This window comes from Candidatus Pelagibacter sp. HIMB1695, from assembly GCF_052047655.1.
GTDB lineage: Bacteria > Pseudomonadota > Alphaproteobacteria > Pelagibacterales > Pelagibacteraceae > Pelagibacter.
Window position 1 is genome coordinate 1,121,007 of sequence record NZ_JBNAJT010000001.1, and the last position, 17,027, is coordinate 1,138,033.

Annotated in this window: 22 protein-coding genes and 1 tRNA gene; 16 read left to right on the plus strand and 7 right to left on the minus strand. The window is 28.7% G+C overall.

The features are described 5' to 3' along the window. Nucleotides 1–4: 4 nt before the first annotated feature. From ACTTAX_RS06065 to rpmH, 6 genes are read right to left on the minus strand one after another with little or no spacing between them, the layout of a single operon-like run. A complete protein-coding gene (locus ACTTAX_RS06065; RefSeq protein ID WP_440693643.1) occupies nt 5–676 on the minus strand; it encodes a pyrimidine 5'-nucleotidase in 672 nt (223 codons plus the stop codon). After that, nucleotides 673–1,539 carry an acetylglutamate kinase gene (argB, locus tag ACTTAX_RS06070; RefSeq protein WP_440693645.1) on the minus strand — a complete coding sequence of 289 codons (867 nt, stop codon included), beginning with the start codon at nt 1,537–1,539 and terminating at the stop codon, nt 673–675. The genes ACTTAX_RS06065 and argB overlap by 4 nt, the downstream gene beginning before the upstream one ends. After that, nucleotides 1,539–3,215, minus strand: coding sequence for a membrane protein insertase YidC (yidC, locus tag ACTTAX_RS06075; protein WP_440693647.1), 1,677 nt, complete (start codon nt 3,213–3,215; stop codon nt 1,539–1,541). Before yidC ends, argB begins: the two co-directional genes overlap by 1 nt. A 1-nt stretch (nt 3,216) precedes the next feature. Then, entirely contained in the window at nt 3,217–3,465 is a 249-nt protein-coding gene (gene yidD / locus ACTTAX_RS06080; RefSeq protein WP_075505949.1) for a membrane protein insertion efficiency factor YidD, read from the minus strand. Beyond that, nucleotides 3,465–3,806: a ribonuclease P protein component gene (gene rnpA / locus ACTTAX_RS06085; protein ID WP_440693649.1), complete on the minus strand. Its 342-nt coding sequence runs from the start codon at nt 3,804–3,806 to the stop codon at nt 3,465–3,467. The genes yidD and rnpA overlap by 1 nt, the downstream gene beginning before the upstream one ends. Before the next feature lie 4 nt (nt 3,807–3,810). Further along, entirely contained in the window at nt 3,811–3,951 is a 141-nt protein-coding gene (gene rpmH / locus ACTTAX_RS06090) for a 50S ribosomal protein L34 (protein ID WP_023854404.1), read from the minus strand. Nucleotides 3,952–4,045: 94 nt separating this feature from the next. On the opposite strand from rpmH, the gene ACTTAX_RS06095 reads away from it, so the two are divergent. The 13 genes from ACTTAX_RS06095 to hisG all read left to right on the plus strand — a co-directional run bounded on the left by ACTTAX_RS06095 (nt 4,046) and on the right by hisG (nt 13,587). After that, nucleotides 4,046–4,768, plus strand: coding sequence for a TVP38/TMEM64 family protein (locus ACTTAX_RS06095; RefSeq protein WP_440678918.1), 723 nt, complete (start codon nt 4,046–4,048; stop codon nt 4,766–4,768). Between the two features lie 173 nt (nt 4,769–4,941). Next, entirely contained in the window at nt 4,942–5,142 is a 201-nt protein-coding gene (locus ACTTAX_RS06100) for a hypothetical protein (RefSeq protein WP_075505952.1), read from the plus strand. A 97-nt stretch (nt 5,143–5,239) separates the two neighbouring features. Next, nucleotides 5,240–5,800, plus strand: a complete 561-nt coding sequence (gene dcd, locus ACTTAX_RS06105) for a dCTP deaminase (protein WP_075505953.1) — start codon at nt 5,240–5,242, stop codon at nt 5,798–5,800. Nucleotides 5,801–5,803: 3 nt separating this feature from the next. Then, a complete protein-coding gene (murA, locus tag ACTTAX_RS06110) occupies nt 5,804–7,066 on the plus strand; it encodes a UDP-N-acetylglucosamine 1-carboxyvinyltransferase (protein WP_440693651.1) in 1,263 nt (420 codons plus the stop codon). Next, on the plus strand, nt 7,063–7,455 hold the full coding sequence (locus ACTTAX_RS06115) for a DUF2948 family protein (RefSeq protein ID WP_440613489.1): 393 nt from the start codon (nt 7,063–7,065) through the stop codon (nt 7,453–7,455). The genes murA and ACTTAX_RS06115 overlap by 4 nt, the downstream gene beginning before the upstream one ends. Nucleotides 7,456–7,457: 2 nt before the next feature. Beyond that, entirely contained in the window at nt 7,458–8,741 is a 1,284-nt protein-coding gene (hisD, locus tag ACTTAX_RS06120; RefSeq protein ID WP_440693653.1) for a histidinol dehydrogenase, read from the plus strand. Nucleotides 8,742–8,743: 2 nt separating this feature from the next. After that, nucleotides 8,744–8,959: a translation initiation factor IF-1 gene (gene infA, locus ACTTAX_RS06125; protein WP_023854397.1), complete on the plus strand. Its 216-nt coding sequence runs from the start codon at nt 8,744–8,746 to the stop codon at nt 8,957–8,959. A 4-nt stretch (nt 8,960–8,963) separates the two neighbouring features. Next, nucleotides 8,964–9,038, plus strand: a tRNA-Phe gene (locus tag ACTTAX_RS06130). Between the two features lie 81 nt (nt 9,039–9,119). Continuing rightward, nucleotides 9,120–9,332 carry a cold-shock protein gene (locus tag ACTTAX_RS06135; protein ID WP_075505957.1) on the plus strand — a complete coding sequence of 71 codons (213 nt, stop codon included), beginning with the start codon at nt 9,120–9,122 and terminating at the stop codon, nt 9,330–9,332. 312 nt (nt 9,333–9,644) lie between these two features. Further along, entirely contained in the window at nt 9,645–11,039 is a 1,395-nt protein-coding gene (gene hisS / locus ACTTAX_RS06140) for a histidine--tRNA ligase (protein WP_440693655.1), read from the plus strand. Next, nucleotides 11,017–12,063 (plus strand): ATP phosphoribosyltransferase regulatory subunit, encoded by a 1,047-nt coding sequence (locus tag ACTTAX_RS06145; protein WP_440693657.1) that lies wholly within the window; start codon nt 11,017–11,019, stop codon nt 12,061–12,063. The genes hisS and ACTTAX_RS06145 overlap by 23 nt, the downstream gene beginning before the upstream one ends. Then, nucleotides 12,060–12,902: a sulfotransferase domain-containing protein gene (locus tag ACTTAX_RS06150; RefSeq protein WP_440693659.1), complete on the plus strand. Its 843-nt coding sequence runs from the start codon at nt 12,060–12,062 to the stop codon at nt 12,900–12,902. Before ACTTAX_RS06145 ends, ACTTAX_RS06150 begins: the two co-directional genes overlap by 4 nt. After that, entirely contained in the window at nt 12,892–13,587 is a 696-nt protein-coding gene (gene hisG, locus ACTTAX_RS06155) for an ATP phosphoribosyltransferase (RefSeq protein WP_440693661.1), read from the plus strand. The genes ACTTAX_RS06150 and hisG overlap by 11 nt, the downstream gene beginning before the upstream one ends. Here the strand turns inward: hisG and ACTTAX_RS06160 are convergent. Beyond that, a complete protein-coding gene (locus ACTTAX_RS06160) occupies nt 13,570–13,701 on the minus strand; it encodes a hypothetical protein (protein ID WP_256998081.1) in 132 nt (43 codons plus the stop codon). The genes hisG and ACTTAX_RS06160 overlap by 18 nt on opposite strands. Nucleotides 13,702–13,732: 31 nt before the next feature. Between ACTTAX_RS06160 and ACTTAX_RS06165 the strand changes: the two genes are divergently transcribed. Genes ACTTAX_RS06165 through ACTTAX_RS06175 form a run of 3 tightly spaced genes read left to right on the plus strand, consistent with a single transcriptional unit; the run spans nt 13,733 to nt 17,006 of the window. Then, complete coding sequence (locus ACTTAX_RS06165; RefSeq protein ID WP_440693663.1) at nt 13,733–14,830, plus strand: DNA recombination protein RmuC; 1,098 nt, start codon at nt 13,733–13,735, stop codon at nt 14,828–14,830. A gap of 37 nt (nt 14,831–14,867) precedes the next feature. After that, nucleotides 14,868–15,554 (plus strand): hypothetical protein, encoded by a 687-nt coding sequence (locus ACTTAX_RS06170; RefSeq protein ID WP_262590152.1) that lies wholly within the window; start codon nt 14,868–14,870, stop codon nt 15,552–15,554. Between the two features lie 15 nt (nt 15,555–15,569). Beyond that, nucleotides 15,570–17,006: an exonuclease domain-containing protein gene (locus ACTTAX_RS06175; RefSeq protein ID WP_440650600.1), complete on the plus strand. Its 1,437-nt coding sequence runs from the start codon at nt 15,570–15,572 to the stop codon at nt 17,004–17,006. Nucleotides 17,007–17,027: the final 21 nt, after the last annotated feature.

A 17,027-nucleotide genomic window follows, 5' to 3' on the forward strand; every position in this document is an offset into this window, starting at 1 on the left:
AGTTTTATTGGTTTTTTAATAACCTTATTTCTTTTAAAAATAAAGTAAGATTTTCAATTTTATAATCAATATATTCTTTATTAGATTCTTTTTTGCCCCATTCCTCATCATTAATTAACCAAGCAGTAATTGTTCCTCGCTCTTTACCTATCGATAAGTTTTTTGCTATATCTTCAATGTACAAAGTTTCTTTTGGATCAATTTTGAATTTTTCTACCATTAAATCGAAAGCTTTAGCTTCTGGTTTTGGGTGATATTCTGCATCTACGATATCAAATATGCCTTCAAATTGGTCATCAATTCCTAGTGTTGTAGTGATGTGCTTTACATGATTGTAGCTACCATTAGTGAAGACAAATTTTCTTAAATTTATATTCTCTAACTCATATCTTAATGCCGTATCTTTTTCTAAAAAAGATAAATCAATATCATGAACAAAATCTAAAAATTCTTTAGGATCAATTTCATGATGTATCATTAGACCATTTAAGCTTGTGTTATATTTGTGAAAGTAATTTGTCTGAAGTTCTTTGGCTTTTTTTAAATCTACATTAAGTTTACTTGAAATATATTCAGTCATTTTTCGACTTACTTGGCCAAATACTGCCTCTAGGTCACTATAAAGTACACCATCACAATCAAATAGAATATTTTTAATATAGCTTAAATTTTTCATTGTCTAATTAAAGTTCCAGATCCCTCATCTGATAAAAGTTCAAATAGAACAGAATGATTTTTTCTTCCATCTATTATAACAACTCCTTTTACTCCATTACTAGCTACATCTAAGCAATTATTTATTTTTGGAATCATACCACCAGTAATTGTTTCATTATCGATTAAGTTTTTTATAGACACTGAATTAATTTCTGGAATTAGATTTTTATTGTTATCCAAAACACCTTCTACGTCACTCAATATAATTAACCTTCTTGCGTTAATTTTTTTAGCAATAAAGCCAGCTGCAGTATCTGCATTGACGTTATAAGTTTGATCATTTTTATCTAAACCTAAGGGGGCAATAATAGGCACTTTTTTATCTGCTATAATTTTATCTATTATTGATTGATCTACATTTGTAGGAGAGCCCACAAAACCAAGCTCTTCATTTTCTTGTACAACTGTTAAAATATTATTTTCCTTGGAATTAATACTCTGACTTTCGCAATTTTGCTGATCTAGAGCATTGATAATTTCTTTATTAAAATCAATTAATACTTCTTCTACAACTTTAATAGTTTCTTTGTCGGTTACCCTTAATCCTTTTATAAATTTACTTTCTAAACCTATCTCATTAAGTTTATTACTTATTCTTTTTCCACCACCATGAACAATAATAGGAGTAAATCCTAGTTTATTTAGTGTTGAAATATCTTTAATAAAAATATCAAAGAGATTTTGATCAATTAAAACACTACCACCGCATTTAATAACAATATATTCATCGTTATATTTTTCTAAATATTTTTTTACTTCTTCAGTTGAAGGACCATCGAGTGGTAGAATTGTTTTTAATTCTTCTTCTTTAATATCCAACATTAAGTTGTTGTTTTAACAGTGGTTCGTTTCATTATAAAAACCTGTTGTGCCATAGTTAAAATATTATTTACTGTCCAATATATTACCAACCCTGCTGGGAAAGGTGCCAAAATTATTGTTAAGAATAATGGAAAGAACATAAATATTTTTGCTTGCATCGGATCTGTTGGTGCAGGATTTAATTTTTGTTGAACCCACATAGAAACACCCATTGCAACAGGCCATGCTCCAATGACTAAAAATGATGGTACATCATAAGGCAATAATCCAAATAGATTAAACAAAGAGGTAGGGTCTCTCTCAGATAAATCTTGTATCCAGCCATAAAAAGGCATTTGTCTCATTTCAATCGTTACAAATAAAACTTTGTATAAAGCAAAGAAAACTGGAATTTGCACAAGTATTGGTAAACAACCAGACATTGGGTTTACTTTTTCTTTTTTATATAGAGCCATCATCGCTTGTTGCAATTTCATTTTATCGTCCTTGTGTAGCTCTTTCAGTCTCGCCATTTCAGGTTGTAAGGCTTTCATTTTTGCCATGCTTCTGAACGAAAAGTTTGCAAGTGGAAAAAATGCTAATCTTATACAAATCGTAATTGCTATGATAGCTAAGCCGTAATTTCCAAGTAATTTAAAGAAATAATCTATTCCAAAAAATAATGGCTTGGTAATAAAGTATAAAAATCCCCAATCAATTGTTAAGTCAAATTTATCAATGTTTAAAGATTCAGCATATCCATCAATTACATCAACTCTTTTTGCAGCAACAATGATTTGTAAGGTTTCTTCAATTAATGAATTTTCATTAAGTTCTAATGGTTCTGTTGATACAAAATTTGCTCTGAACTTGTCTTTATAATCAAATGTTGTTTTAAATTCTTTTTCTCTAGGTGGAATTAGCGAAGTTACCCAGTATTTATCTCCAATTCCTAACCATCCTTTTTGAGCTGTTCTTGAGAATTTCTTTTCTTGTATATCATCGTAATCTTCTTCAATAAGTTCATCATCAAGTGTTGCCACTAATCCTTCATGAAGGATATAGAAGTTAGATATATCAGGCATTTCATTTCTAATGATTTGCCCATAAGTATAAAAATCATACTTTTTATCTGTAGGATTGATTACACTTTGTTTAATTGAAAATAAATATTTGTCATCTAAGGCAATCTCTTTTTCAAATGTAATACCTTGATCATTTGTCCAAGATATTTTTATAGGAGATTGATCTGTTAATTTATTATTTCCTGAAACTTTCCAAATAGAATTTGAATTTGGAATTTCAACATTTTTATCAGATGTAATAAAACCACTTTCAATTAAATAACCATCTTTTGAATTTCTTGGTGAAAGAAGTATAACTTTTTCCTGTGAGTCTAGACTGACATTATATTGCTTGAAAGTTAGATCATCAATTACACCACCTTTAAGCGAAATAGAACCAACAATACTTTCATTTTCAAAATTAATTCTTTCACTTTGATTTAAAGCTTCTTCTCTAGAAATTTCAGCAACATTTTCTTTTTGATCTAGTGAAGGTGTATCGCTGTTTTGTTCAACTTTATTTCCTTCAGCCATATTTTCTTTAGTAATTGGTGGAGGAGCAAAAAATAGTGAATACAAAACTATAACTGCTGCTGATAATGAAATTGCCGCTACTATATTTTTAGTATCCATATTATTTTAATTTTGTGTTTTTTTTAACAGGATCAAAACCTTCACCACCACCCAAAAATTTGATTGGGTGACAAGATAAGATTCTTTTAATACTTAAAAAAGATCCTTTTAACAGACCAAATTCTTTAAGTGCATCAATACTGTATTCTGAGCAAGTAGGTAAATATCTACAAGAATGTCCAAATAGAGGGCTAATCAGATATTTATAACCTTTGATAATTTTAATTAATATATTTGTAAAAATATTCATTATTTTATTTTTTCAAAATCCTGAAAAAGAGTTTCTTTTATTAATTTGTATTCATTATTTAGCATAGATGACTTAGCGATAACAAGGAATGAATAGTTAAAATTTATTGATATTTTTTTAACTGCTTCATTTAAAATATTCCTTAATCTTCTTTTAATCTTATTTCTCTTAACTGCATTCCCCAATTTCTTTTTCGTTACAAAGCTAATATTGAGCTTTTTATTATCTTTATTTATTAGTTTACCAAAAAATATAGTCACGTATTTATTTGAAAACTTTTTTTGTTTAAGTAAATTTTTAAATTCTTCGTTTTTTGAAAGAGCAACAATTTTGCTTTTCATTAATTTACACTGATACAGTTAAAGATTTTCTTCCTCTGGCTCTTCTTCTAGCTAAAAGTTTCTTTCCACCTTTAGTCTTCATTTTTGATCTAAAGCCGTGTTTTCTTGCTCTTTTTTTATTTGAAGGTTGGTATGTTCTTTTCATAAATAAATTGATTAAATTTTATAAATTTTGCACCTTTATATTAGCAATAATAAAAATAGCAAATAGAAGATTTAGGAATAAAATAACAATATTCATGGAAAAAACAAAAAAAATTAAACTATTTATAGGTTTATCTTACTTATTAATTGTTAGTTTATTTTTATATTTTTTCTTTTCAAAATTCAGTCTTCAGGAGATTACATCTTATGATTTTTTGAGAAATAACAGATCTTATTTAATTGAGTTGAAGAATTCTAATTTATTTTTAGTTTCAATTTCTTTCTTGTTTCTAACAGTGCTTTGGGTATTTCCTTTTCTAGGCTTTGGATCTCCTGTAGCTTTAATGGGCGGCTTTATCTTTGGCAAATGGATTGGAACACTAGTTGTGGTGACTGGTTTAAGTGTAGGTGCAACTTTTTTATATATATTTGGAAATTATTTTTTAAGAGATTTAATTAGAGAAAAATTTCTTAATAAATTTCAAAATCTTGAAATTAAATTTAAAAAATCTGAATTTTTTTATTTACTCGTTTACAGATTTATTGGAGGAGTTCCTTGGCAAATAAGTTGTCTATTGCCAACATTATTTAATGTAAGAGTAAAAAATTTTCTATTTGCAACTTTTTTAGGAATAATACCTCAGATTTTTTTGGCAGTTTCAATTGGAAGTGGGATTGAAAAAGTAATCGATAAAAATTCAGAAGTTCCTGGAATAATGGATATTATCTTTTCTCCAGATATCTATGTTCCTCTTTTAGCGTTTTTTATATTAATTGTGATTTCAATTATTTTTAGAAAAAAATTTTACAGAAATTAATGGTGCTCCCACCCTGTACTGACCAGGGAACTAGTCATTACCAATGACTTGTTATGCCATTTAACTACAGGAGCTAAAATACATTTAGTAATTTATTGATAATAAAGCATTTTTTTCAAATTATTGCCTTAATTTTTTGACCATAATGATCTATATCTACTAAAAAAAATGTTATGGGAATTCACTACGATTATAAATCTACAAAAGGCAACAAGCTTATGGAGAAGCAAGCTAAAAGAGAAAGAAAGCTTGCAGAAAAAAAAGCTAAACGTTTAGCTAAAGAAGGCCCAAAAAAAGAAGAGCCCACATCAAAACCCTTAGATCCTAACAAACCAATATCTTTAGATTTTTTGACTAACCCCAATAAAGAATGAGTTCTAAAGACAAAAATGAGCGTTTGAGCTTAGCTTTAAGAAAAAACTTAAAAAAAAGAAAACTATTTCAAAAAAAAAATAAAAAAAAATCTAAGTAATGTCTATTCAGCCTGACTCGTGGATTAAGAAGATGTGCAAAGAGCACAACATGATTGAACCATTTTTAGATCATCAAGTTGCGGAGGGGAAAATTTCATATGGATTAAGTAGCATGGGTTATGATGTTAGAATCTCTGATGAATATAGAATATTTACTAATGTAAATAATTCCTTAGTCGATCCAAAAAATTTTTCTGATGATAATTTTATTGAGAAAAAGGGACCACATTGCATTATTCCTCCAAACTCATTTGTTTTAGCTAAAACAGTAGAATATTTCAGAATTCCAAAAGATGTACTTTGTATATGTGTTGGTAAAAGTACTTATGCAAGAACAGGTATAATTTGTAACGTAACTCCTATTGAAAACGAATTTGAAGGAAATATAGTTATAGAGTTAAGCAACACTACACCTAATCCAGCAAAAATTTATTCTAATGAAGGTATAGCTCAATTTTTATTTTTTAAATCAGAAACTCAACCAGAGACAACTTATAAATCTAAGAACGGTAAATATCAGGGACAAACTACTATTCAGGTTGCTAAAATTAAAAAGTAAGTTATGGACAAATTTCTGATTGATGGTCCTAGCAAAATAAAGGGCAAAGTTTCAATATCAGGTTCGAAAAATGCATCATTGCCAATATTAGCAGCTACACTACTTTTTGATTTACCGGTAACTATTCATAACCTTCCAAGAGTAAAAGATATAAGCACTATGCTTAATTTACTTAAATCTCTTGGATCAAAAATCGAACTTTCTAAAGATAAAAAAACTGCAAAAATTTCAAACAATAAAAATATGAAAACTTTTGCTAGTTATTCATTAGTTAAAACAATGAGAGGTTCAATTTTAGTATTAGGACCATTAGTTGCAAAATATCATAAGTCAAAAACATCACTACCTGGTGGTTGCTTAATTGGTGCGAGACCAGTTAATTATCATTTGTCAGCTTTAGAAAAACTTGGGATGAATTATGAAATTAAGGATGGTTACATATTAGCAAAATCTTTTGGTAAACTTATAGGAGGGTTAATTAGATTTCCAAAAATTACTGTCGGCGCAACTGAAAATTCTATAATTGCTGCATGCTTGGCAAAAGGAAAAACAGTATTAAGAAATTGCGCTGTCGAGCCAGAAATAAAAGACCTTACTAACTTTCTTAATTCAGCAGGTGCAAAAATAAGTTGGAAAGGAAGAACATGCACTATTAACGGAGTAAGTTCTTTAAATTCAACAAATTATTCAGTGATGGCTGATAGAATTGAAGGTGGTACTTTTTGTGTAGCTGCAACTTTAGCTAAAGGGAATTTAGAAATAAATAATTTAGACCCAAAAATAATAAATACAGAACTTAATTTATTAAAAAAAACAGGAGCCAAAATAAAAGTAAGCAAAAATAAAATTCATATTAATGGACCAGAAAAAATTAAATCTATTAAAAATATTAAAACAAAAGAGTTTCCTGGAATTCCAACAGATCTGCAGGCGCAATTAATGGTCTTAATGTGTAAAGCAAAAGGAAAAAGTTCAATTACAGAGAATATTTTTGAAAATAGATTTATGCATGTTGCTGAATTACAGAGATTAGGTGCGAATATTATGACCAAAAATAATAAAGCTTATATTGAAGGTAATACGAAATTTATTGGTGCAGAAGTAATGTCTAGTGATTTAAGAGCATCAGTGGCACTTGTCTTAGCAGCTTCAGTTGCACAAGGGAAATCTGTAATTAATAGGATTTATCATTTAGATCGTGGTTATGAAAAAATTGAAAATAAATTAAAAAATATTGGTGTTAAAATAAAAAGATTAAAAAGATGAACAAATATTTAGCTAAAATTATTGCCACAGATAAAGAGGGATTACAGATGATTTCAGCTTGTAGTTCAGGAGCCAAAGTAAAAGTTTCAGATATTAAGTATCTAGAATCTAATAAAGTATTTTTATTATCAATTGAGCGTATTAAAGTAGAAAATGAAAATGAGGACAAAAAAGTCAATAGTATCTGCAGATTTGATTTTGTTGATAAGGTAAAGTCAAAAAATATTGATCAATCAAATCAAGAATTGGTTTTAGAATTAGTAGGAATAGATTATTTGAAAAATAACGATGTTTATGAAATAAATCTCTTCTTTAGTAATAATGCTCATATCGCTTTGACCGCTGAAACGATTGAAGCAATATTAGAGGATCAAAGCGAAATAAATTAGAGATGAAGGTTTTAGATAGCAGTAAGAAAAATTTTGGTAAATTATTAGATAATTTGTTATTGCAAAGAAAGAGAAAAGTTCAATCAAGCTCTGTTTCAGTCACTAACATTATTAAAGATGTTAAAAAAAATGGTGATAAAGCTTTATTAAAATATGAGAAAAAATTTAATAAAAATTCAGTAATCAAGCCTAGCTCAAATCAAATTCAAAAATCAATTCAATCATTAAATTCTATTGTAAAACAATCTATCGATACTGCTTACAACAGGATTTATAAATTTCATTCATTACAAAAGTTTAAAAATATTTCTTACACTGATAAATTTAAAAATAAACTTGAGTATAAATATTTACCTTTAGAGTCGGTTGCAATTTATGTACCTGGTTCAACTGCATCCTATCCATCTAGTGTATTGATGAATGCAATTCCAGCTATTGTTGCTGGTGTAAAAAGAATAGTTATGATCAACCCAGGCTATAAAGGAAAACAAAATCCTGCAGTATTATATGCTGCCAAAAAATGTAAAATTAATGAAATTTATTCAATTGGTGGACCATCTGCCATTGCTGCAGTTTCTTATGGAACAAAAAAAATTAAAAAGGTTAATAAAATTGTAGGGCCTGGAAATGCTTACGTTGCAGCTGCAAAAAAAGAAGTTTTTGGAGATGTTGGAATTGAGGGCATGACTGCTGGTCCTTCTGAAGTTACAATAGTTTGTGACAAGCATTCTAATCCAGAATGGGTTGCAAGTGATTTAATAGGACAAGCAGAACATGATAAACTTGCACAGTGCATATTAATTTCAAAAGATAAAAACTTATTAAATAAAGTTAAATCTGAAATAATTAAACAATTAAAAGAAATTCCAAGAGAATCTATTGCAAAGAGAAGTTTGCAAAATAATGGAATTTTAATGCATGTAAATTCAGATAAAAAAATTATCGATATTGTTAACAAAATAGCTCCAGAGCATTTAGAGTTAAATGTTAAAAATTATAAATCTATTGTTTCAAAAATAAAAAATTCAGGATCAATTTGTTTAGGAAAATATGCTGTTATGGCTATGACGGATTATAATGTTGGTTCAAACCATGTTTTACCAACTAACGGATCAGCAAAATATTCAAGTGGTATAAGTGTAAACGAATTCTACAAAAGAATTTCATACATAAACCTATCAAAAAAGGGTATTGAAAGTCTTGGACCATCAGTTATAACACTTGCAAATTACGAAGGCCTGGTTGGGCATGCTCAATCAGTATTAAAAAGAATAAGGAGAAAATAAATTTGTCAAAACAAGACTTACTTGAATTCAAGGGGACTGTGATAGACCTACTTCCGAATGCAATGTTTAGAGTTAAGCTAGAGAATGGTCATACGGTTACAGCTCACACAGCAGGTAAGTTAAGAAAAAACAGAATTAGAGTTCTTCAAGGTGACAATGTAACTGTGGAGATGACACCTTACGATCTTACTAAAGGAAGAATTATCTTTAGAGGATAAATAAGGCTGAGTAGCTCAGGAGTAGAGCAGAGCCCTGAAAAGGCTTGTGTCGGAGGTGCGAATCCTTCCTCAGCCACCACCACAAAGTTTGATCTTGAAATACCTGTAAAAGAAATTAACTTAATTAATATAATAAATAACAAAAGGACGAAGAAATAAGATGAGTACACTACAAGGTAAAATAAAATGGTATAATGGTAAAAAGGGATATGGCTTTATAGAGAGAGACGACAAAGAGAAAGATGCCTTTGTACATGCTTCAGCTGTAAAAGCTGCTGGAATGAGATTTCTTAATGAAGGTGATAAACTTGAATTCACATTAGAAGACGGTCCTAAAGGTCCTTCAGCAGTAAATTTAAAAAAAATAGACTAATTTTCGTAAAATTTCTAAAGGACGTTATTTCTACATTTAGTAGATTAACGTCCTTTTTTTATTTAAGTCTTGAATATTAATAATTTTTGTCTAAAAAGCTGCCCATGAATATAAATATTACATACAGAATTACTTATAGAAGTACTCACAGAAACTGTTTCCATAGCCATTAGGCTATTTATTTATATTATAATTTTCATTCCACATAAAATAAGATAATAACTAAAGGATAAGCTTTGGTGGTGAAATAGTATCACGTCGGTTTGTGGATCCGAAGTCGTAGGAGCGTAACCTACCCAAAGTACCACTAAAATGGAAAAAGATAAAAAACTCAATCCTTCCTTACCATCTGGATTTGAAGATCGTTGGAATAAAAAGTTAGTTTTAAAAAAACAACTTTTAAAAGTGATTGAAAAAAATTTTTTAAAATTTGGAGCTGAACCATTAGAAACCCCTTCTTTTGAGATCAGTGAAAATATTGGTTCGTTTTTAGCAGAGGACGAGGATAACCCTATGTCTGATGTATTCTCATTCAAAGATGGTGATAAAAATATTACTCTTAGATATGATCTATCTAGTCCTTTAGCTAGATTTGTTGCTCAAAACAACCAAGAGCTTCCATCAATTTACAAAAGATATGCAATTCAAAATGTCTTTAGAAATGAAAAAGCAGGAAATGGAAGATACAGAGAGTTCATGCAGGCTGACTTTGATATTGTTGGAAATGTTAATTCAGCTCAAGCTAATGCAGAACTTTGTAATTTAATCTCAAGTACACTCTTAGATTGTGGTTTGAATAAAGATCAATTCACAATCAATATTAGTAACAGAAAAATAGTACAAGGTTTAATTGATGATTTAAAAATATCTGAAGATAAGCAATTAAAAGTAATTAGAGCTATTGATAAATTAGATAAACCTGGATTTGGTTTAAAAGGTGTTGAAGATCTTCTTAAAAAAGAGAGAAAAGATGCAAGCGGTGCAGTTACAAAAGGTGCTGATCTAACAGACGAACAAGCATCACAAATATTAAATTTTTTAAAAATAAAAGACTTAAAACAATTAAAAGAAAATTTAAAAAATCCACTGTCTCAAGAAGGAATTAAAGAGCTTGAGGAAGTTTTTGAAATTTTAGGATTTGGTTCTAATTTAGAACAAGTACAAACCAATTTTACTATTGTTAGAGGTCTAGCTTATTATTCTGATTTTATTGTTGAAACTAACTTAAATTTTAAAGTTACAAATAATAAAGGAAAAGAAGTTGATATTGGCAGCATTTGTTCAGGAGGTTCTTATGCTAAACTTATCTCAAGATTTAAAGGGGTAGATATTCCAGGTACAGGGATTAGTTTTGGCGTGGATAGATTGTTATTTGCACTTTTACAATTGGATCAGATTAAGGTCGATGATGAAAAGCCAGTTTTAGTCTGCGTGATGGATGAAAAATATCTAAAAAATTATTACGAAATTGTAGATCAATTAAGAGAAAATAACATTAATGCAGAAATATTTTTAGATACAAAGAAAAATTTAGGTAAGCAATTAACCTTAGCTAATAAACGTGAATTAAATGTAGCAGTTATATGTGGTGATAATGAATTTAATGAAGGCACAGTAACTATAAAAAATCTTAAAGGTGTTAAAGGTGAAAATAACAAAACATTTCCAAAAACAAATTTAATAGATGAAATCAAAAAACTTATCTGAAAACATTCTTAGATCAGTAAGATCTAAGGGTTACAAATATATAGATTTACCCTCAGTTATTGAGGCTAATCATATCGTTCAAAGGTCAGGTGAAAACTTTAGAAAATTTATTTTTTCATTTACTGATCAAAATGGAAGTGAACTGTGTCTTCGACCAGATTTAACAATTGCATCTTGTTTGAGATACTTAGAGAATAATTTAAAAGGAAAAGAAAAAATTTTTTATAGTGGTCAAGCATACAGAAAATCTGAAAATAAAAGTGACTCTATTATTCGAGATCAAATTGGATTTGAAATTTTAGGTTCTAAAGATGAAAAAAATGATGATAAAGAAATTATCAATACCTCACTGAAATCTCTTCAAAATATTAAATATTCTTCAGGTAAATTAACAATAGGAAATGTTGAGATATTTAATTTATTAATTTCAAAATTAGATATCCCGAAAAGATGGAAGTTAAGATTATCAAGACATTTTTGGAGAGAAGATTACTTTAATGATCTTTTAAAAAGATTAGAGACAAACTCTGATGTAGATCCAACTATCGTTGAAATTGATAAAAAGCGTTATTTAAAAATGCTAAAAGAAGATCTATCAAAAGTAATAGCAGGTAGAACTATTAATGAGATATTAAATAGGTTTGATAACAAAATTAAAGATCCAAGGAGAGCTAGTAAAGGTAAAGGTGTTTCAAAAATTATTAAAGACTTTTTAAAAATCAAATGCCCAATCAATGAGGCTGCATCTGAGTTAAATAAATTTTTTAAGAAAAATAGAATTAATTTAGTAGTTGATCAAAGATATTTTCCTGTCTCTAACAACAAAGTTTCAAAACTTAACGTAGTATTTTCAACTTCTTTTGGAAGACAATTGGAATATTACACAGGAATGGTTTTTAAAATTGATATTAAATCAAAAAATAAATTAAAAAATATTATTAATGGTGGTCGTTATGATCGATTAATTTCTGATCTTGGGTCAAAAAAACAAATACCAGCAGTGGGAGCGGCATTAAACTTATGATTATATGGATTGCATCTTATCCAAAGAGTGGAAACACGTGGTTACGTTCTTTATTATCAACATATTATTTTACTAAAGATGGTAACTTCAGTTTTCAAATTTTAAATAATATTAAATCATTTCCAAGCTCATCTTATTTTGAAAAATATTCAGACAATTTTTCTGAACCTGAAAGTACCGCTAAATATTGGATTAGCGAACAAAGATCTATTAACTTAGATAAAAGAATTAAATTTTTAAAAACACATAACGCTTTATGCAAAATAGATGGATATAGTTTTACTGATGAAAATAATTCAATAGGAGCAATACATATAGTTAGAGATCCAAGAAACGTGTTAACTTCTTTATCTAATCATTATCAGATTAAAAAATTAGATGCCTTAGAATTCATGTTGCAAGAGCAAAAAGCAATTGTTGAAAAAAAGGATAATAGATACCTTGGTTTCAACCCACTTTTTTCTTGGTCTATGCATGAAAAAAGTTGGTCTGAATGTAAAAAATTTCCAGTTCTAACTATTAGATACGAAGATTTACAACTAGAGACTTTTGTTACTTTAAAAAAAGTAATTAGTTTTATCAGCAAATTAACAAATAAAAAAAATTCATTTCAAAGAGAAAAAGCAAAAAAAACAATTTCAAGCTGTGAATTCAATAAATTAAAAAAAATGGAAAATGAACTTGGTTTTAATGAAGCTATTTCAAGCAAACTTACAGGTGAAAAAATAAAATTCTTTAATCTTGGAAAAGATAATAATTACAAAAAATTATTAGAAAAAGATTTAATTGAAAAAATGAATTTTTTATTCAAAGAACAAATTAAAAAATATGAATACTAAAGAAATGATAAATATTGGAATTCCTAGTAAAGGCAGACTCAGAAAGGATGTCTTAAACATTTTTAAAAAAAATAAATTAAATCTAATTTCAGAAAGAGGAGAAAGAGATTTATTAGGTTCAATTAAACAAAAGAAAAATTTCAAAATTTTATATCTTCATGCAAGAGAAATTATTGAAAGACTTGGAGATGGTTCATTAGATCTAGGTTTTTCTGGTTTTGATTTGTTGAAAGAGAGTGAAATAAATATTCAAAAGAAAATTAATGTGATTAAAAAATATGACTTTGGGAAGGCTACATTGGTAGTTGCCATTCCAGATCCTTGGATTGATGTCCAAACTATTGCTGATTTAGAAGAAATAGCATTTGAGTTTAGAGATAAGAAAAAGAAAAGATTAAGAGTTGCAACCAAATATCCAAATTTAACTAGAGAATTTTTATTTTCTAAAGGGGTTACTCAATTTAAATTAGTAGATAGTTTAGGTGCTACAGAGGCATATCCTTTTACTGGTTCATCAGAAATAATTACTGACATCACTTCAACAGGAGAAACTTTAAAAGCTAATAATCTAAGAGTTTTAAAAGATGGTGAAATATTAAAATCAGAGGCTTGTATGATGATATCTAAATCATCCTCTAAAAATAAATCTCTTCAAAGTTTAGCTAGATTACTTTCTAAGAATTAAATCTTTCCAATAAATAAGAATAATTTTAATAATATCTAGGTTTCGAAGGATTGCATAAACACCAACTAGTATCCCTAAACCAATAATAATTTTAAATATTAATAATAATTCCATTACATATTTTATATATGATATAAAGTGATTCATGGAAGCTATATTTTTAGTTATTTTAATTCTGTTGCTTGGAGTAGTTTCGGTAATTCTTTACTTAAATTTGAGATCTAAGCATGAAGATCAAAAGGAAAATAAAGAAGCTGAAGAAATAGCTAATTTAAAATCCGAAATCTCAAGTTTAAAGGATACCTTAAATACAACAATCAATAGCTCACTTGGTGCAATGTCCACATCATTTAACAATCTGTCAACTGGAGTAACAAAAGATATGACAGAAGCTTTAACTAAAGTAGATGAAAAAGTTGGAAATTTTAATCAGCAAGTTCAATTATTAAACCAAAGCCAAGAAGGAATAACTAAGATTTTAGCTGGGGTTAAAAAATATGGAACTCTTGCAGAGTTTAGCTTGGATGCACTGATTAAAGATTTACTACCAGCTTCTCAATTCATGACAAATGTGAAAATGAAAGAAAATACAAGTGAGAATGTAGAATTTGCAATCAAGCTACAAGGTGATGTTTTAGTTCCAGTTGATAGTCATTTTCCGGTGGAGAAATTTAAAGCAATTACCGATGGTCATGACGCGGAAGATAAAAGGTTAGTTGCCGATGCTAGAGCAAAATTAGCCACTGCATTTAAAGCAAAAGCTAAAAGTGTAAATGAAAAATATATTGTACCACCAAAAACTACTGACTTTGCAATTGTGTATGCTCCTACAGAAAGTTTGTACAAAGAATTAACTGAATATCAAGACCCAAGTACAAAAGAATTATTAACCCAAGAACTAATGAAAAAATATAAAGTTGTAATTTGTGGCCCTAATACTTTATCAGCATATTTGCAATCTTTACACATGGGCTTCCAATCCTTGAAAGTTCAAAAGGGAGCAACTGAAATCTATAATCATTTAAAAACAATAAGCACAAGATTTTCAAAACACTTTGACAATATAGTAGTTCTTAGAAAAAAATTAGAAGATGCTATGGGTGTGGTTGATAAATTTGGTACAGATGCAAGATCAATAAATAGAACTTTGGAAAGCATAAAAGATCCAGAGCAGGTAGAGAAAGCTGTACAAACAGACAACGTTGAAAAATTTGTTGATAAACAAAGACAAATTAAAAATTAATTTCTTTTTTTTGATAATACCATTTATAAGAAATCTCATGCAATGGAATCGTAAATATGATTATCCAAAATCTTCAAGAGCAACAGTTGATGGTATTAGAAGATACCTTTTGGGAGAAGAAAAATTACCAAGTGTTACTTCAATTTTAGATGTTACTAAATCTGAGGAGGATAAAGCAGCACTAGCAAATTGGAGAGAGAGAACAGGATATAAAGAAGCTGAAGCTATCACAAAAGCTGCAAGTAGTAGAGGTTCACAAATGCATAACTACTTAGAATCTTATTTACTTGGAAGAGAAAATTTAAGTTTTTTTGATGATAATGAACAATATAAATTGATGGCAAAAGAAATAATAGATCATGGTTTAAAAAATAGATTGGAAGAAATATGGGGTGTTGAGTGTACATTGTACTATCCAGATAAGTATGCTGGCACTGCGGACTGTGTTGGAGTTTATGAAGGAAGAGAAACAATTATAGATTTTAAACAAAGCAATAAACCAAAGAAAGCTGAGTATATCGATTCGTGGTTGTTACAAACCAGTGCTTATTCTCTGGCTCATAATGTTGTGTATAACTCTAATATCACTTCTTGTGTTATATTGGTCTGCACTGTAGATAAATTATTCCAAGAATTTAAAATTCAAGGACATGATTTAGTCATCTATCAAAATTTGTTTTTAGGAAGATTAAAAAAATTTCATGAATTATCTAATTTAACTTAAAATATATAAGAAAATATGGACAAATTTGTAATCTACGACACTGAAACGACTAATAGCACTATTTGGGGATCAATTATTGAGGTTGGAGCAGTTGTTGTTGATAAAAATTTAAATGAAATTGGTAAGTTAAATATCAGAGGTAGAATGCCAGAAGGAGAAGTACCAAGTGCTAAGGCTTTATTGGTAAACTCTACAAGTATAGATTTATTGACTAAAGGAAATTATTCTCATTATGAATTCTTAGGAGCAGTTGAAAACTTCTTCTCAAAAGCTGCACCAGCATTATTTATGGGCTGGAGTAATTTAAATTTTGACAGACGTATGTTCCATTTTAATTTTTTTAAAGGTAACAGATATCCTTATATTACTCACTCGTCCCCAAATAAAGAACACGACGGTCTTCATGTTGCAAGAGCTGCACAAACAATTAATTCTGAAACTTTAAAAACTGAACTAACAGATGCTGGAAATGAAAGTCTTGCTCTTGAAGGTTTAGCAAGACAACAAGGATTTGATACTTCACAACAACACACCGCATATCATGATGCGTTTACAAGTTTAAAAATTTTAAGAATTATAAAAGAAAAGCATAATGATAATTGGGAAAAATTTTTAACTACCTCTACAAAGAGTAGTGTTGAATCTATTTTAAAAGGAGAGGGTATTTATTCAATTTTTGAAAATGTTAAAGGAAGAAATATGATGTATTTAGTATCAACATTACATCCAGAGCATTGTTTTCATCCATCTTATGCTTCTTGGGGATATCTATGGGATTTAAGAAGAGATCCAGAGCCTTTTCTAAACATGTCAGTTAATGAGCTTAAAGCTAATCTTAAAAAAATCAGTCCAAAGGCTCTAAGAGTTATAAAAACAAATAAAGCGCCTGTTGTATTAGATAAAAAATTTGCATTAAAAGAAAAAGCCTATGCAGATCTAGATTTAGAAACAATTCAAAAAAGAGCTAAATTAGTTAGATCTAGTGAAAACTTATGCAAAAATATTCAAATCATTAATAGAGAAGCTGCAGAAGAAAAGGCACAAACTCAAAATCAAGAAGATTTACTTCCTGAGGAGACTTTGTATGAGAAATTTGTTCCAAACAAAGATACTGCTTTATTTAAAACATGGCACAGCTCGTCATGGGAAGATAAATTAAGATTATTAGATAAATTTCAAGATAAAAGATGTGCATGGTTTGGGCAAAAAATTATTTACCAAGAAGCACCTCACGTATTGCCACCTGATTTATATAAAAATATTAAAAGTGAGATAGCTAGAAGAATTTTAAGTAAAAACAGAGAAAAGTGGCAAACTATAGCAATGGCTTACACTGAAATAGACACCTTGAGAGACCAAGCATCTAATAGAGATGATGAAGAAGAACTAAAAAAATTGGATGAAATAAATGAATTTATTATGTCTATTGAAAAAAAATATGAAATTGCATAGTTGACTTTAAAACTTTAATTT

Coding starts and splice junctions, on each gene's coding strand:
- hisD (WP_440693653.1), top strand. CDS start 7,458: ATGAAGGTTTTAGATAGCAGTAAGAAAAATTTTGGTAAATTATTAGAT.
- rpmH (WP_023854404.1), bottom strand. CDS start 3,951: ATGAAAAGAACATACCAACCTTCAAATAAAAAAAGAGCAAGAAAACAC.
- rnpA (WP_440693649.1), bottom strand. CDS start 3,806: ATGAAAAGCAAAATTGTTGCTCTTTCAAAAAACGAAGAATTTAAAAAT.
- ACTTAX_RS06170 (WP_262590152.1), top strand. CDS start 14,868: ATGCAATGGAATCGTAAATATGATTATCCAAAATCTTCAAGAGCAACA.
- ACTTAX_RS06115 (WP_440613489.1), top strand. CDS start 7,063: ATGAACAAATATTTAGCTAAAATTATTGCCACAGATAAAGAGGGATTA.
- ACTTAX_RS06150 (WP_440693659.1), top strand. CDS start 12,060: ATGATTATATGGATTGCATCTTATCCAAAGAGTGGAAACACGTGGTTA.
- ACTTAX_RS06135 (WP_075505957.1), top strand. CDS start 9,120: ATGAGTACACTACAAGGTAAAATAAAATGGTATAATGGTAAAAAGGGA.
- ACTTAX_RS06065 (WP_440693643.1), bottom strand. CDS start 676: ATGAAAAATTTAAGCTATATTAAAAATATTCTATTTGATTGTGATGGT.
- ACTTAX_RS06145 (WP_440693657.1), top strand. CDS start 11,017: ATGAAATCAAAAAACTTATCTGAAAACATTCTTAGATCAGTAAGATCT.
- ACTTAX_RS06095 (WP_440678918.1), top strand. CDS start 4,046: ATGGAAAAAACAAAAAAAATTAAACTATTTATAGGTTTATCTTACTTA.
- hisG (WP_440693661.1), top strand. CDS start 12,892: ATGAATACTAAAGAAATGATAAATATTGGAATTCCTAGTAAAGGCAGA.
- ACTTAX_RS06175 (WP_440650600.1), top strand. CDS start 15,570: ATGGACAAATTTGTAATCTACGACACTGAAACGACTAATAGCACTATT.
- argB (WP_440693645.1), bottom strand. CDS start 1,539: ATGTTGGATATTAAAGAAGAAGAATTAAAAACAATTCTACCACTCGAT.
- murA (WP_440693651.1), top strand. CDS start 5,804: ATGGACAAATTTCTGATTGATGGTCCTAGCAAAATAAAGGGCAAAGTT.
- yidD (WP_075505949.1), bottom strand. CDS start 3,465: ATGAATATTTTTACAAATATATTAATTAAAATTATCAAAGGTTATAAA.
- ACTTAX_RS06160 (WP_256998081.1), bottom strand. CDS start 13,701: ATGGAATTATTATTAATATTTAAAATTATTATTGGTTTAGGGATACTA.
- ACTTAX_RS06165 (WP_440693663.1), top strand. CDS start 13,733: ATGGAAGCTATATTTTTAGTTATTTTAATTCTGTTGCTTGGAGTAGTT.
- yidC (WP_440693647.1), bottom strand. CDS start 3,215: ATGGATACTAAAAATATAGTAGCGGCAATTTCATTATCAGCAGCAGTT.
- dcd (WP_075505953.1), top strand. CDS start 5,240: ATGTCTATTCAGCCTGACTCGTGGATTAAGAAGATGTGCAAAGAGCAC.
- hisS (WP_440693655.1), top strand. CDS start 9,645: ATGGAAAAAGATAAAAAACTCAATCCTTCCTTACCATCTGGATTTGAA.
- ACTTAX_RS06100 (WP_075505952.1), top strand. CDS start 4,942: ATGGGAATTCACTACGATTATAAATCTACAAAAGGCAACAAGCTTATG.